Source organism: Actinomadura sp. KC216, assembly GCF_004348535.1.
Lineage (GTDB): Bacteria > Actinomycetota > Actinomycetes > Streptosporangiales > Streptosporangiaceae > Spirillospora.
This window is the reverse complement of record NZ_SMJX01000211.1, coordinates 1-14,696: the sequence shown is the minus strand read 5'-3', so window position 1 is coordinate 14,696 and position 14,696 is coordinate 1. Positions and strand designations below refer to the sequence as shown.

The window sequence follows — 14,696 nt, the reverse complement described above, 5'->3', positions numbered from 1 at the left end:
GTCCAGGGCGGTGGGGCGGCTTTGGGTGAGCGGGCGCTCGGCCGGGACGGGTTGGCCGGGTGGCAGCCGAGGGGTTCAGCGGGATTGGAGGGCGTCTAGGCCTACGGCTTGGGCTATTACCAGGCGGCGGTCTAGGCGCGGGTCCTTGATTTCCACGACGTAGCGGTCGCGGAAGCCGAACTTCTTGACGACGGAGAAGACGAGCTGGTCACCGGCGTAGAAGTCGAAGTGGTACGGCCAGGCGAACGGGAGGGAGTCCACGTAGGGGATGAACTGCCAGATGCGGCGCAGGACCGCGACGGTCTTGTTGCGCTCGCTGCCCGTCGTGACGCCGAGGCCGGGCTGCTCCAGGTGCCAGGTCGAGGCGAGCAGCGACTTCTTGAAGTCCTTGCGGAAGACGCCGATCGGCTGGCCGTTGGCGTCCGTGATGTCGTAGGCGGAGGCGAGGTCGATGCGCTTGCGGGCCTTGAAGCCCAGGATCGGGCGGGTCTTCGCGTCGTCCGCGTAGAGGGTCACCTGCTCCTTGAAGGCCAGGCGCTTCTGCTGCGCGAACGCGAGTAGTTCGCCCTCGCCGCCGTCCGGCGCCTGGGCGTGCACCTCGTACTGGTTCACCATCAGGCGCACACGCTGCCGGATCAGCAGCGTGTTCTGCGCCTGGAGCCGTTCCTCGTCCAGCGAACTCACCCGTTCTGTAGCGTTTTGCGGAGTCTGCCACAGTTGCGGGGTTCTGGTCAGGACTCCTCGATATGCGACGCCAGATAGCCGTGGATCAGCCGCTCCGCCTCGGCGACGATCAGCGGATCGCCGGCGGGGTCGCGGCGGAACGCCATCTTCAGGACGGCGTCGCCGGCCTCCACCGCGATGGCGAGCGCGGTGGCGAGGCTCGGGGTGTCCTGGACACCGAACGACTCCACGATCATCTGGCGGAGCCGGCCGGCGACCACCGCGTTGTTGTCGGCGTCGGAGTCGAGCAGGTGGACGTCCGCGACGTCGCCGAACCGCAGCACGCGGAAACCTGGCACGGTCCGGTGCATCTCCACGAAGATCTCGATGATCGCGCCGACCGTGTCGGACCAGTCGCCGAAACCGCCCTCGGCCAGCCGCGCCGAGACCCGTTCCCCGAACACCTCCAGGTTGCGGAGGGCGAGGGCCTGCGCGACGGCGCGCTTGTCGGGGAAGAACTGGTACACCGAGCCGATGGCCACGTCGGCGCGTTGCGCGATGCGCGTCGTGGTGAGGCCGTCGTAGCCGTCCTCGTCGAGGATGTCCGCACAGGCGTCGAGCATCCGCTGGACGCGTTCGGCGCTGCGGCGCTGGGCGGGACGGCGGCGGAGGGGAGTCCGGATCTCGGTCACGCCACCATTGTCACCCGAACACGGCGGGCTCCGGCATGCGCGGCGTGCCGTACACCACCCCAAGGTCATGGGAGTCTTCCGTGCGTACCATCCGAGCTCCTAATATCCGAAAACAATTCGCATTTCTGGTGGTTCGGGGAGGAACGCGATGGGGCTTCCGGACGGGTTTCGCTGGGGCGTCGCCACGGCCGCATACCAGGTTGAAGGCGCGGTGAGGGAGGACGGGCGGGGCCCGTCCATCTGGGATACGTTCGCCCACACGCCGGGGCGCGTCCGCGATGGGCACACGGGTGATGTCGCCTGCGACCACTACCACCGTTGGGCCGATGATGTTGCGCTCATGGCGGGGCTCGGCGTGGGCTCCTACCGGTTCTCGATCGCGTGGCCGCGCGTCCAGCCGTCCGGGAGCGGGCCCGCCAACCCGAAGGGCTTGGACTTCTACGACCGCCTGGTGGACGGCCTGCTCGCGGCCGGGATCGCCCCCGCCGCCACCCTCTACCACTGGGACCTCCCGCAGCCGCTCGAAGACGCAGGCGGCTGGATGAGCCGTGACACCGCCTACCGGTTCGCTGAATTCTCCTATCTCGCGGCCGAGCGGCTCGCGGACCGTGTGGAAATGTGGATAACTCTGAACGAGCCCGTGGTCGTCATGGCCTACGGCTACGCGTTCGGCGTCTACGCGCCCGGCCGGACGCTCATGCTCGACGCGCTCCCGACCGCGCACCACCAGCTCCTCGGCCACGGCCTCGCCGTCAACGCCCTGCGCGGACGCGGCGCCCGTGCGATCGGCCTGACGAACCATTACTCGCCGGCCTGGCCCGCGACTCCCGACGACCAGCCGGCGGCGGAGGCTTTCGACGCCTTCATGAACCGGCTTTTCACCGATCCCGTCCTTCTCGGCCGCTATCCCGATGTCATGGCGGACGCTTCGTTCGTCCGTTCGGAGGATCTCGCGGTCATCGCGTCGCCCATCGATTTCCTGGGCGTGAACTATTACCAGCCGACGCGCCTCAAAATGCCGGAGGAAGGCCCGCTGCCGTTCGATATCACCGACATCACCGGGTATCCGGTGACCGGGATGGGCTGGCCGATCGTCCCCGACGCCTTCCTGTCCCTGCTGCGCAGCCTCCATTCGCGGTACGCGCTGCCGCCCGTCTACATCACCGAGAACGGCTGCTCGTTCCCGGACGAGATCGGCCCTGACGGCACCGTGGACGACTCGTCCCGCATCGAATTCCTGGACGCCCACATCACGGCCATGCGGACCGCCATCGACGAGGGCATCGACATCCGCGGCTACTACGCGTGGTCGCTTCTCGACAATTTTGAATGGTCGGAGGGTTACCATCCGCGTTTCGGCCTCGTCCATGTCGACTACGAGACACAGAAACGCACGCCGAAGAAGTCCTACGGCTGGTATCGCGACCTCATCGCCGCGTCCGCCTGACCCCGCGACGGCGGCGCGTTCAGAACGAGGCGGGCCCGTGGCGGTCCCTGCGGCGGCGGTACTCGGTGATCGGCGGCTTGTGGATAATCTGCTCTCGCCGCTTCCGCCGTGGAGGTCCTGAATGCCCGACCCTCGTCCGCTGCGCTCGAACGATCCCCGCGAGGTCGCCGGGTTCCGGCTGAGGGCCCGGATCGGCGAGGGCGCCCAGGGCAGTGTCTTCCTGGGCGAATCGGACACCGGCCAGCGCGTCGCGGTGAAGCTCCTGCACGCCGAAATCGGCCACGACGACCGGGCCCGGACGCTCTTCGAGCGTGAGCTGTCCGCGGCCCGCCGGGTCGCGCCGTTCTGCACCGCCCGCATCCTCGCCTCCGGGACGGACGAGGACGTCCCGTACATCGTCAGCGAGTTCATCGACGGGCCGTCGCTGCGGGAGCACATCACCGAGCAGGGTGTGGCGGGCGGCGAAGAGCTGGTCAGACTGGCCATCGGCACCGCCACCGCGCTCGCCGCGATCCATGAGGCGGGCGTCGTCCACCGCGACTTCAAACCGGCCAACGTGCTGCTCGGCGAGGACGGGCCGAGGGTCATCGACTTCGGCATCGCCCGCCCGCTCGACGCCACCTCGGCCACCATGACCGGCGCGGTCGGCACACCCGCCTTCATGGCGCCGGAGCAGTTCGCGGGCTCGGCGGGCGGCGCCCCCCTGGACATGTTCGCGTGGGCGTGCACGATCGCGTTCGCCGCCAATGGCGTCCCGCCGTTCGGCGGCGACAACGTGGCGGCCATCATGCAGCGCGTCCTGCACGGGGAGCCACAGCTGGGCGCGCTGACCGGGGAACTGCGCGCCCTCGTCGCGTCGTGCCTGGCCAAAGACCCGGCGGCCCGCCCGACCGCCCTCCAGGTCCTGCAGCATCTCCTCGGCAACCGGCCGGATGTGACCCGGCCGTCGAGCCCGGTCCCGCGTTCGGCCCCGAACGGAAACGTAGACCTGGACGCAGCCGTGGATGCGGGCGCGGGTGCGGATGCAGAGGCAAGCCCGGATGCGCGCGTGAGTCTGCTTGCGGAAGGCACGTCGGCCGCCGCATCGCCGTCGCCGCCGCTCCCACCGTCCCCGATGGCGGCCGACGCACCAGTGCCGCACGCGCTTGAACATCCTTGGCCGGGCGCACCACCACCGCCCGGGTCCCCGCCGTTCGGTGTTTATCAGCAGGGCACCGTGCCGGGCGGCGGGCCGCCTCCGCTTCCCGCAGGGTTTCCGCAGCCGATGGATCCGGCGGCGGGACGGAAGGGACGTCCGCTCCTGGTCATCGCCGGGGCGGCCGCCGCGGTTCTCCTGGTCACCGGGGCGGTCTTCGCCGCGGTCCTGCTCAGAGGCAACGGGACGAGGACCGGAACAGGACCGGGCGCCCGGACGAGCAGCGGCGGGGCTGTGGCGCAATCGGGTCCGTCCACGCGGAATTGCGTCTACTCGCCGACGACCGGCACAACCGCCAAGGACGTGGGGAAGCCGCCGTCCCAGGTCCCCGCGACGCAACCGCAACGGGCGACAATCAAGACCAATCTCGGCACGCTGGAAGTGCAGTTGGACCCCGCCAAGGCTCCCTGCACCGTCCACTCACTCGCCTTCCTCGCGAGCAAGAAGTACTACGACAACACCAAATGCCATCGGCTCACGACGAGCAACACCCTCAAGGTCCTGCAATGCGGTGACCCGTCCGGGTCGGGGAGCGGCGGGCCCTCCTACCAGTTCGGGAACGAGATCACGGCCGGGACCCGCTACATCCGCGGCACCGTGGCCATGGCCAACGCCGGGCCGAACACCAACGGCAGCCAGTTCTTCATCCTCTACGGGGACGCGCCGTCCCTGCCGCCCGACTACACCGTTTTCGGGCGGGTCACGTCCGGGATGGAGGTGGTCGACAAGGTGGCGAAGGCGGGAGCCGAGGCCGGCGAACTCACGGGAGCGGGTGACGGCCCGCCGAAGCAGAAGGTCACCATCACCGAGTTCCGAACGCTCGCCGGTTAATGGCTGAGAAGGCAGCCCGCGTGCCGGTGGTCGAGGACCTCTATGCCGCGTTCGAGGACGTCCCGCGTCCGGTGGATCTGGAAGGGTGTCCCTGCTGCGTCGACCCTGACGATGGACGGCCACTGCTCGCCCGGCCCCTCCGCGACCTGACCGGCGCGGACCTGCGCCGGTACGCCGCCAAGGTGCTGAACACCTGGGGCGGCCCGGAGGACTTCCACTATTTCGCACCGCGCTTGCTGGAACTTGCGGCCGATGACGCGTTCGACTGGCCGGACGTGGAAATCGTCTTCAGCAAGTTCAGCCGGGTCGGGTGGCTGGACTGGCCACAGCGCGACGCCATCACCGGCTTCCTGAACTCCTTCTGGACGTGAACCATCGCCGACTTCCCCACCCTCCCCTCCGCGAGCTCCGCCATCTGCGCACTCGCCGGCATGAACACCGACATGACTCCTTGGCTGGACGAATGGGGCGGCGCATTGACGTCCGAACCCGCCGTCCGCCAGCTGCACGAGTTCGTCACGGAGAAGCTGATCTGGCGGCGCGGGCGACCGCTCATTCCCCCCGGATACTGGGACCCCTCGTCGCACCCGTACCGGCAGGTCATCGACTGGTTGACCGGCGGCCAAGCCGCCGCGGCCGTCAGCGCCGCCTTCGCCCGGACCGGGGACGAGGCCGCGCTGGAGCTCCTGATGGAAATCGACTCCAGGCTGAGAGCACCGAGCTAGGCCCGCGCCAAGGCCCCGGGCTAGGCCGCGCTATGGCCCGGGCCAAGGCGATTGCCAGGATGAGCGCCGGGCGCCTTCTCGTCGACGGCGGGCGGTCCGGGGCCTACCGCGACAATGGGATCATGGACCGCACGTTCGAGGACCTGATCGCGGAGGCCGGGGCGGCCTCCGTGGAGGGCTGGGATTTCTCCTGGCTGGACGGCCGGGCGGCGGAGCAGCGCCCGTCCTGGGGATATCAGCGGTTGATGAGCGAACGGCTGGCCAAGGCGAGCGCGGCGCTGGACGTCCAGACCGGTGGCGGTGAAGTGCTCGCAGGCGCCACCCGGTTCCCGCCCACCATGGTGGCCACGGAATCCTGGCCGCCGAATGTCGACAGGGCCACGCGGCTGCTGCATCCGAGGGGCGTCGTGGTGGTCGCCGATTCCGGCGAGCCGCCGCTGCCCTTCGCCGACGGCGCGTTCGATCTGGTCGTCAGCCGCCACCCCGCCACGGTCTGGTGGACGGAAATCGCCCGCGTCCTCGCCCCCGGAGGTACGTACTTCGCCCAGCACGTCGGTCCCGCCAGCGTTTTCGAGCTGACCGAGTACTTTCTCGGGCCGCAGCCCGAAGCGCGGCAGAAGCGCCATCCGGACATCGAGAGCGCCGACGCCGTGGCCGCCGGCCTCCAAATCAAGGACCTGCGCCTCGAGCGGCTGCGCATGGAGTTCTTCGACATCGGCGCGGTCGTCTACTTCCTGCGCAAGGTGATCTGGATCGTCCCGGGCTTCTCCGTCGACGCGTACCGCGATCGCCTGCGGCGCCTGCACGAGCGGATTCGCGAGGACGGCGTGTTCGTCGCGCATTCGTCCCGGATCCTCATCGAGGCCCGCAAGCCCGGCAGCCCCTCGGCGACGACCGAGACCCGCAAGCCCGGCTGACCGGCCACCGGTCGGCACGTGCGTGCCTCCAGCCCGATGGCCGCACGCTACGCCGGCAAGGTAAGGGTCGCTTCCACGGCGTAATGGTCCGACAGAGGGACGAACCGGCCATCGGCGAGGCGGACGTGGTCCTTGAAGAGCAGGCGCGTCGTGGCCTCGATGCCCGGCGTGACGAGGATCTGGTCTATGGGCTCAAGGACGGCGAGCTCGGGACGGAAGGTGGGCGCCGTGTCGCCGTCGAGGGCATCGCGCAAACCCGTGGCGGACGCGAACTCCCGGAAGAGCTCATGAGACCGGGGGACGTTGAAGTCGCCCATCACGACCTTGGGTTCCGCCGCGCCGATTCTCCCGATGAGCCCGGCCAGTTCGCCCAGCTCGGATTCCTCGACCCTGGTGTAGGCGTTGGACATGGACCAGTCCATGTCCATGTTCGCGGAAAGGTGCGTGTTCACGATCGTCAGGAATCCGTCCGGAAGCCGGATGCGGGTGAACAGGGCGCCTTTGCGCAGCAGCCATTCCGGACGGGCCGGACGGACGGGCGTGAAGGACTGGAAATGGCGGCGCGTGATCGTCCGGCGCGAAAGAGTGACCAAGCCGCCGCGCACCACCGGAAAGGTGGCCGCGTGCGCGACGTGCGGGTACGACTTCGCCGCCCGGCGCAGATGGGCCAGGTTTCGCGGCGAGATGACCTCTTGCAGGCAGACGACGTCGTAGTCCGATTCCTCGAGGAGCCGGGCCAGCACGCTCAAGCGGGCCCGTGAACGGCCGCGGAACAGCGTGTTGAAGGTGAGGATGCGGACGTTCATGAGGCGCCGTGCCTGCCGGCGAGGCGCCGTTCGTCGTCCCACATGGCCATGCCCGCCATGCCGCCACTCTACGTGGAAGCCGCACCGCACAGAACTTCGCCACCTGCCGCCCCCCGCGTTCCCCAGCGCCCCAAGCTCTCCGGACGCCGCCATGCCACCCGATGCCCGGCTTTCCGCATGGTTCCGGACCCGCAGCGACGACGTCCCCTATTTCGGACGCGCCATACCGGGGCCTCATTGAGGTATTTCGGCTAAATCCCTAGAAGGCGGGAGTGACATGACTAACCGGAGAGCGCGGCGGGCTATCCGGCATGCGTTGAAATGAAGGAGAGGCTGGTGCATGATTGGGGGACTCAGCCCCGGCCGTAGTCATGGAGGCGCTCATGTGCACGTCCTGCTGCCCGAGGGGTCACTGAATTCGCACCCCGGCGATTCACCCCGTGACGATTCGCACGCTCCCGGTAATCCCCTGATCATCGCCGACTTCGTGACGCCGAAAGTGGCACCGATGCACAGCGACCCCGCTTATCTTCCCCACATCGGCAGGCAACCGTGCTCGATGGCTTGTTGCGGGCGGTCCTCCTGCTTTCACGTATGCCTGGAGGCGACGGCCGTCCCAGGAGACCGCGCGGCGGGCGGACGCGTTTCCTGCGGCGCCCATCTCGCCGACGTCGTCCATGAATTGGCGCTGCGGGCGCGAGAACAGCGGCGACACCCCGCCCGGGTCGTCGTCTACGCGATGACGGACGGCCCGCGCCCGACCGACACGGGCCCCTTCGACCGGCTCGTCCTCGGCGCCATCCCGATCTGACCACTCTGGCCGATTTAGCCGTTCTGGCCGCGCCCCCACCCGAACACACGTCCGGCCTTGGGACGCCGCGTTCGGTCATGGCTGCATCTGGACATCCGCCCGCGCCCACCGCGTCCTCGCGCAGAATGGTGTGACATCGCCGAACACATCCGCATCGACCGTCACACAACGGCACCATCGATACGACCATGACTTCACCCGAGACAACGCGCGAGATACCGCCGCCCCTGTCCGCCTACCAGCGGGTCGTCAGCACGGACATCGACGTCCTGCACGACACGGTCGAACCGTACGCGGTCGGCCACGACCTCCAGGCCCTCCGGCCCGGTGCACCGCTGGACGGCCAGGTCAACGCCCTCAGCGTCGGCGCGATCAACCTCGTCTGGGTGCGGTACGGCGGCAACGGCGTCATCGTGGACACCCCGCCGACCGAGGGGCACTTCGCGATGTGCGCACCGATGGCGCCCATGGACATCGAGTATCGGGTCACGAAAAGTCGGGACACGACGGGCGGTGGCCACATCCTGTCCCACGACGAGCCGATGCGGATGACGCCGCCCCCGATGATGGGCTGCCTCATCATCGCGACGAGCACCGGACGGCTCGCCGACCACCTCGCCGGCCATCTCGGACGCGAGCACACCGCACCGCTGCGCTTCTACGGCTCCGGCGAACCGGGGCTCGTACCGTCCTCGATCGTCGAGCGGACATGGCGGCACGTGTGCGAGGTCCTCGACCACGCGACGGCGGCCGGCGGTCTCCATCCGCTGGCGGAGCGGAGCCTGGAGGAGTCGCTGCTCACCGCCCTCCTGCTCGGCCTGCCGCACACGGCGACCGAGAGCCTCGCCGAACCCGAGGACCGGCCCTCCCACCGTCTCGCCGGTGTCATCCGCGAATGGGTCGAGGCCCACCACCACCAGCCGATCGGCGTCACCGACATCGCCGCGGCGGCGGGCGTCGGCGTCCGCCAGCTCCAGGCCATCTGCCAGGACGAATGGGGGCTCACGCCCACCCGGCTCCTCCGCGGGATACGGCTCGACCACGCCCGCGCCGCACTCCTCGCGGCAGCACCCGGCCCGCGCACGGTCACGGCCGCCGCCGAGGCCGCCGGATACGTCCACATGAGCCGCTTCGCCGCGCACTACCGCCAGCGCTTCGGAGAAACCCCCACCCAGACCCTCAACCGGACGACGACCACCGCCACCACCAGCACGACCTAGTGCTCGGCGGGCGTGCCTGCCGCGCGGGCGCGGGCCAGGTCGGGGGTCTCCGGGCCGCCGTCCATGTGCTCGACGAACTCGGTGATCCAGCGGGCGATGAGGTCGGGATGGCTGCGCGCCACCCAGTGCCCGGCCGATGCGCGCCGCACATACAGGCGGGTCACCGGCCCGCGCGCGGACAGCAGGAGGGACTGGGAGCCGTACCGGTCCTTGATGGGGACGATGAGCTGGACGGGCACGTCCGTCCGCCCATCACGGTCCGTCCGCCCGTCACCGCTCGCGCCGCCCGCGCCGTCCGTCCGCACGGCATCGTCCTTCCGGGCCCCTCCAGGACGGGCTGGACGGCGGCGGCGGGTCATGTTCGCCCGGTACAGGCCGAGGCCGTTGCGGGCGTCGGCAGGCAGCGTGGCGGCCGGGTGGCCCGAGCGCGGGTCGGCGCCCTCCCGGCGCGCCATCAGCCGCGGAAATCCGGCGGCGAGCACGCGGGCCGCGAGCTCGCCGACCTTGGGCGCCATCAGGACCGGCATGTAGACGCTGCGCCGCGCCTGGTCGAGGACCTCGACGACGCCGCGCGGCCCGGACCGGACGGCCCGCCTGGCCCAGCGCGCCATGTGCCGCCGGTCCGGCCCGGAGATCGACGTGAACGAGGCGATGCGGCCGCGCAGCCGGTCGCCGATGACGGCCTCCCAGCCCTGCACCGAACCCCAGTCGTGCCCGACCAGATGGACGGGCTCGTCCGCGCCGACACCGTCCAGGACGGCTTCGAGGTCGCCCATGAGGGCGTCCAGCCGGTAGTCGAGCGGATCGGACGGGCTGCTGGACGCCCCGGCCCCGCGCACGTCGTACGCGACGACGCGGAACCGGTCGGCGAGTCGTTCGGCCACCTCGTCCCACATCGCGCTGGTGTCCGGGTAGCCGTGCACGAGGACGACCGTCGGCCGTTGCCCGTGCCCCTCGCCACGTACCCGCACCGCCAGCCGGATCTCGCCCGACCTCACCCGCTGGTCTCGCATCAACCCGCCTGCCCGTCCGTCCATCCGTCGCCCCGCATCGTTTCCCGTGAAACTACGCCACTGAGACGGGCCGTCCAATACGACTCCCGGCGGATCGGCAGGCGGGCTACCGGACGGCCTACCGGACGGGCTGGCGCAAGATCGTGCGCATCTTCTCCGGGTCGGTCTCGCTGGGATCGGACAGGTAAATCTCATGATGCAGGCCGTTCGGCACGACGCCTTCGGCCTTCATCAACGCGTCCATGCGGGCGAGGGACGCGGGCTCGTCCGCGTACGCCCCGCGATGCAGCATCTGCACGCACCGTCCCTCCGTGAACGTCACGTGCTGGACGCGCGCCGCCGCAGGCACTTTCGAGCGCGCTTCCTCACGGGCCTGGTCCACGGACTCTGTGGCGTCCGGGAGGCGGAGGAACAGATGCCACCACCATTGGTCGCGCGGCACGTCGAACGGCGAACGCTCGTCCTCGACCCACCAGAATCCCTCCAGCGGCGCCATGGGTGCGCCAAGCGCGCCCATGACCGCGTACAGCGCACCGACGCTCTCGCCATAGGCGGCGCCGCCCGGCTCACCGCGACCTGTCACGGCCAGCCCCGACACGCGCCCGTGCTCCACCAGCTCCGGTTCTTCTGCCGCCTCGTACCAGCTCACTGGGCATCCTCCACTCTGATCTGCACCTTGGTCTCCAGGTGCTCGGGCGGCGTGGTCGCGGGGTCGTTGAGGTACACCTCGCGGACGGGTCCGGCGGGCGTGTGCCCGTAGTCGCCGAACCACGCGAGCACGCCATGGACCGTGAGCGGGATCTCCTCGTACGGGCCGACATGGACGGCCGACGCGAACGAACCACCGGGCAGGACGTCATCGCCGTCCGCCGCCTGGACCATGACGCGGACGTCGAACTCCTCGTCCATGTCCAGCGGGAACAGCCCGATGAGCAGGCCGTCCGGCGACATCCGGGGCAGCAGGCGCCGCACGCACGCGCCGGTCGCGTCCGGGATCGTCAGCGGTGTCGCACGCTCCCGCGCCGTGAACACGCGGCGCGCCGGCTCCCGGACGATCGACACCTCGGCCTGCGGCAACCCCTCCGCGACCACGCGGTCCAGGAGGCGCAGGCCGCGCCGCCGCCGCGCGACATCGGCCTCGATCCGATCGCGCACCTCCTTGAGAGCACGCGCCTCCTTGAGAACGCGCTGCTCCTTGGGGGCACGTGCCTCCTCGGGGGTGTCGTGTTCGTCGCCGGACAGGACGCGGGCCACGTCCGGCAGCGGCACGTCCATCGCCCGCAGCAGGCCGATCAGCAGCGCGTCCCGCGCCTGGCCGGGCCGGTAGTACCGGTAGCCGGACGCCGGGTCCGTCCACGCCGGGACGAGCAGCCCGAGGTCGTCGTAGTGCCGGAGCTGCTTGACGCTCAGCCGGCACAGCCGCGCGAACCGCCCGATCGGCAGGAGATCATCGCTCACGGGCACCACCCTCATCCCTCCCACAGTGGGAGAGTCCAGCCCGGCAACGGATCAGGATGGGCGCGCCTGCAGCCCGGTGCATTCGCGCAGGCCGTTCCAGCGCTTGAGGGCGGACGCCGCCGCGGCGCCCTTCAGCGGGATCGGGATGCCACCCGAGATGCGGGCGGGCGCCCACTTGTCCTTGGTGACCTTGCCGTTCTCGACCTTCAGCAGCAGAACCCCGGACTCGGCGGTCTTGCCGTTCGCGGAGTAGAACACGAAGTTGCCCATGCCGTAGTGGACGTACGAGCCGTCCATGTAGCCGCCACCCAGGGGAATGTGCGCGTGCCCGCCGACGATGATGTCGGCGCCTGCCGCGACGAGCTGTTTGGCGAGTTCCTGCTGGCGCGGCAGCGGGCAGGGTTGCAGTTCCGCGCCCCAGTGCAGGTGGACGATGACGACGTCCGAGCCCTTGCGCGCTTCCTTCACGGCCTGCACCATCCGGGGGACGTTCTTGGCCGACGCAAGCCCGCCCTGGGTGTCCGTGGCCGTCCACTGCTGGATCAGGTTGTCGTCCAGTACCTGGGTCGCCCCGACGATGGCGAGTTTGTTGCCCTTCACGGTGACGCGGTAGGGACGGAACGCCGCGTCCGCGTTCTTGCCGATGCCGACGACCGGGAACCCGCTGCGCTTGATGGCGGCCAGGGACTCGCGGAGCCCGCCCTCCATGTAATCCATGCCGTGGTTGTTGGCCATGGACACGACGTCCACACCGGAGCCCTGCAGCGCCTTGAACGCGGACGGCGACGCGCGGAAGGTGAACGACTTGGGCGCCGGGGTCCCGCCGCCCGTGGTGATCGCCGTCTCCAGGTTGATCATGGCGAGGTCGGCGGCGCGCAGCTGCTTAGAGACCGGCCCAAGCGCGTTCTTCGGGATGCCGGCCCGGGAGCGCAACTGACCCTCGAAGTGCGTGTCGCCGCCGAAGGCCAGGATGATCGGTTCCTTGGCGGGCGGCGCCGGCCGCGTCCCGCCCGGCGAGCCCTGCCCGTCCGGCGGCGAGGTGGCGCCCTTCGGGTTCGACCCGCCGGAATCGCCGGAGCCGCCGCACGCCGCCGCGGTGAGCAGCATCATCCCTGCCACGGTCGCCGCAGCGACCGCCTTCCCCCGCGTGCCCATCGCCTCACCTCCGCCCCGGCCCGCCTCGGACCTCCGTCATCGGACGCCCCAGCATGCCACGCGCCGCAAAGCATGCCACGCGCGGCAAGCACCCTCACCAAAGATGTAAGCTTCATTATCTTGAATCATTCAAGTTTGTTCCGGGACGCAGCGCCACCGGGACGGCGACGCAGCAAGGAGGGACCGCGCCCATGTCCGACAGGCCGACCACCACCACCGACGCCGGGATCCCAGCGCCGAGCGACGCCCATTCGCAGTCCGTGGGCCCGAACGGTCCGCTGCTTCTGCAGGACCACTACCTGATCCAGAAGATGGCGCACTTCAACCGCGAGCGCGTCCCCGAACGGGTCGTCCACGCCAAGGGCGGCGGCGCGTACGGCACTCTCGAAATCACCGAGGACGTCAGCCAGTACACGCGCGCGAGCCTCTTCCAGAAGGGCGCCCGCACCGAGTCGCTCGTGCGGTTCAGCAGCGTCGCCGGGGAGCTCGGCAGCGCCGACGCCGGACGCGACCCGCGCGGCTTCGCGATCAAGTTCTACACCGACGAGGGCAACTACGACCTCGTCGGCAACAACACGCCGATCTTCTTCATCCGCGACCCGCAGAAGTTCTCCGACTTCATCCACTCGCAGAAGCGCCGCGCCGACAACCACCTGCGCGACAACAACATGCAGTGGGACTTCTGGACGCTGTCGCCCGAGTCCGCCCACCAGGTGTCGCTGCTGATGACCGACCGCGGGACGCCCGCGTCCTGGCGCCACATGAACGGGTACGGCTCCCACACGTTCCTCTGGTACAACGCCGCCGGCAACAAGTTCTGGGTCAAGTACCACTTCAAGACCGACCAGGGCATCAAGAACTTCACCGCCGAAGAGGCCGACGCGCAGGACCCCGACGTCCACATCCGCGACCTCTACGAGGCGATCAAGCGCGGCGACCACCCGTCCTGGACGGTGCAGGTGCAGGTCATGCCGTTCGAGGACGCCGCCGACTACCGGTTCAACCCGTTCGACCTCACCAAGGTCTGGCCGCATGCGGACTACCCGCCGATCACCATCGGCCGGTGGACGCTGAACCGGAACCCGGAGAACTACTTCGCCGAGATCGAGCAGGCCGCGTTCGAGCCCGCGAACCTCGTGCCCGGCATCGGCGCGTCCCCGGACAAGATGCTGCAGGGCCGCCTGTTCTCCTATCCTGACGCCCACCGCTACCGGATCGGCGCCAACTACCTGCAACTGCCGGTCAACCGCCCGCAGGCGCCCGTCCACACGTACAACAAGGACGGCGCGATGACCTACGTCAACTCCGGTGACCCGGTCTACGCGCCGAACTCGGTGGGCGGTCCCGTGGCCGACCCGTCCCTCTGGGCGGGCGACACCTACGGGGTCGCGGGCGAGATCGTCCGCAGCGCCTACACGCTGCACCGCGAGGACGACGACTACGGCCAGGCCCGCACCCTCTGGGAGAAGGTCCTCTCGGACGTCGACCGCGACCACATGGTCCACAACATCCTGCTCCACGCCAACGCGCCCGAGGTGACGAGCGAGATGAAGCCGCGCGTCGTCGAGTACTGGCGCAACGTCCACAAGGACCTCGGCGACCGCATCGCCAAGGGCCTCGGCGTGAACGGTTCCTGACCACCCCGCGGGGACGGCCTGCCCACGACGCCGTCCCCTGGGGGGCGCGTCCCGGCTGACCGCGCCCCCGAAGGCGGCCGGGCGGCTAACCACCGCCCGGCCGCCCCTCCACGTCCCCTGCGAGAG

15 protein-coding genes are annotated in these 14,696 nt (G+C 69.9%); 8 read left to right on the top strand and 7 right to left on the bottom strand.

The genetic code is table 11. The features are described 5' to 3' along the window. Positions 1–75: 75 nt before the first annotated feature. Together E1264_RS29195 and E1264_RS29190 are read right to left on the bottom strand one after the other, a co-directional pair. Positions 76–684 (bottom strand): hypothetical protein, encoded by a 609-nt coding sequence (locus E1264_RS29195; RefSeq protein ID WP_243711233.1) that lies wholly within the window; start codon positions 682–684, stop codon positions 76–78. 47 nt (positions 685–731) lie between these two features. Further along, positions 732–1,355 (bottom strand): TetR/AcrR family transcriptional regulator, encoded by a 624-nt coding sequence (locus tag E1264_RS29190; protein ID WP_132178666.1) that lies wholly within the window; start codon positions 1,353–1,355, stop codon positions 732–734. Positions 1,356–1,503: 148 nt separating this feature from the next. Between E1264_RS29190 and E1264_RS29185 the strand changes: the two genes are divergently transcribed. The 5 genes from E1264_RS29185 to E1264_RS29165 all read left to right on the top strand — a co-directional run bounded on the left by E1264_RS29185 (position 1,504) and on the right by E1264_RS29165 (position 6,470). Continuing rightward, positions 1,504–2,802: a GH1 family beta-glucosidase gene (locus E1264_RS29185; RefSeq protein WP_132178665.1), complete on the top strand. Its 1,299-nt coding sequence runs from the start codon at positions 1,504–1,506 to the stop codon at positions 2,800–2,802. 121 nt (positions 2,803–2,923) lie between these two features. Beyond that, positions 2,924–4,828, top strand: coding sequence for a peptidylprolyl isomerase (locus E1264_RS29180; protein ID WP_132178664.1), 1,905 nt, complete (start codon positions 2,924–2,926; stop codon positions 4,826–4,828). Further along, positions 4,828–5,199 (top strand): hypothetical protein, encoded by a 372-nt coding sequence (locus tag E1264_RS29175; RefSeq protein ID WP_132178663.1) that lies wholly within the window; start codon positions 4,828–4,830, stop codon positions 5,197–5,199. The genes E1264_RS29180 and E1264_RS29175 overlap by 1 nt, the downstream gene beginning before the upstream one ends. A gap of 72 nt (positions 5,200–5,271) precedes the next feature. Continuing rightward, on the top strand, positions 5,272–5,553 hold the full coding sequence (locus E1264_RS29170; protein ID WP_132178662.1) for a hypothetical protein: 282 nt from the start codon (positions 5,272–5,274) through the stop codon (positions 5,551–5,553). Positions 5,554–5,675: 122 nt separating this feature from the next. Further along, positions 5,676–6,470 carry a class I SAM-dependent methyltransferase gene (locus E1264_RS29165; RefSeq protein ID WP_132178667.1) on the top strand — a complete coding sequence of 265 codons (795 nt, stop codon included), beginning with the start codon at positions 5,676–5,678 and terminating at the stop codon, positions 6,468–6,470. Positions 6,471–6,517: 47 nt separating this feature from the next. Here the strand turns inward: E1264_RS29165 and E1264_RS29160 are convergent, their stop codons facing one another. Next, positions 6,518–7,276 carry an endonuclease/exonuclease/phosphatase family protein gene (locus E1264_RS29160; protein ID WP_165964440.1) on the bottom strand — a complete coding sequence of 253 codons (759 nt, stop codon included), beginning with the start codon at positions 7,274–7,276 and terminating at the stop codon, positions 6,518–6,520. Positions 7,277–7,784: 508 nt separating this feature from the next. Here E1264_RS29160 and E1264_RS29155 point away from each other — a divergent pair. Continuing rightward, positions 7,785–8,087 carry a hypothetical protein gene (locus E1264_RS29155; protein ID WP_132178660.1) on the top strand — a complete coding sequence of 101 codons (303 nt, stop codon included), beginning with the start codon at positions 7,785–7,787 and terminating at the stop codon, positions 8,085–8,087. A gap of 188 nt (positions 8,088–8,275) precedes the next feature. Next, positions 8,276–9,307 carry an AraC family transcriptional regulator gene (locus tag E1264_RS29150; protein ID WP_132178659.1) on the top strand — a complete coding sequence of 344 codons (1,032 nt, stop codon included), beginning with the start codon at positions 8,276–8,278 and terminating at the stop codon, positions 9,305–9,307. On the opposite strand, the gene E1264_RS29145 is transcribed toward E1264_RS29150, so the two are convergent. The 4 genes from E1264_RS29145 to E1264_RS29130 all read right to left on the bottom strand — a co-directional run bounded on the left by E1264_RS29145 (position 9,304) and on the right by E1264_RS29130 (position 12,933). Next, the gene (locus tag E1264_RS29145) at positions 9,304–10,320 is read right to left on the bottom strand and encodes an alpha/beta fold hydrolase (protein WP_165964439.1); all 1,017 of its coding nucleotides are present in this window, start codon (positions 10,318–10,320) and stop codon (positions 9,304–9,306) included. The two genes, E1264_RS29150 and E1264_RS29145, sit on opposite strands and share 4 nt — an antisense overlap. 118 nt (positions 10,321–10,438) lie before the next feature. Further along, complete coding sequence (locus E1264_RS29140; protein WP_132178657.1) at positions 10,439–10,969, bottom strand: GyrI-like domain-containing protein; 531 nt, start codon at positions 10,967–10,969, stop codon at positions 10,439–10,441. Next, positions 10,966–11,778, bottom strand: a complete 813-nt coding sequence (locus E1264_RS29135; RefSeq protein ID WP_132178656.1) for a MerR family transcriptional regulator — start codon at positions 11,776–11,778, stop codon at positions 10,966–10,968. Before E1264_RS29135 ends, E1264_RS29140 begins: the two co-directional genes overlap by 4 nt. Positions 11,779–11,829: 51 nt before the next feature. Further along, on the bottom strand, positions 11,830–12,933 hold the full coding sequence (locus tag E1264_RS29130) for a CapA family protein (RefSeq protein ID WP_132178655.1): 1,104 nt from the start codon (positions 12,931–12,933) through the stop codon (positions 11,830–11,832). 191 nt (positions 12,934–13,124) lie between these two features. Between E1264_RS29130 and E1264_RS29125 the strand changes: the two genes are divergently transcribed. Next, a complete protein-coding gene (locus tag E1264_RS29125) occupies positions 13,125–14,570 on the top strand; it encodes a catalase (RefSeq protein WP_132178654.1) in 1,446 nt (481 codons plus the stop codon). Positions 14,571–14,696 lie beyond the last annotated feature (126 nt).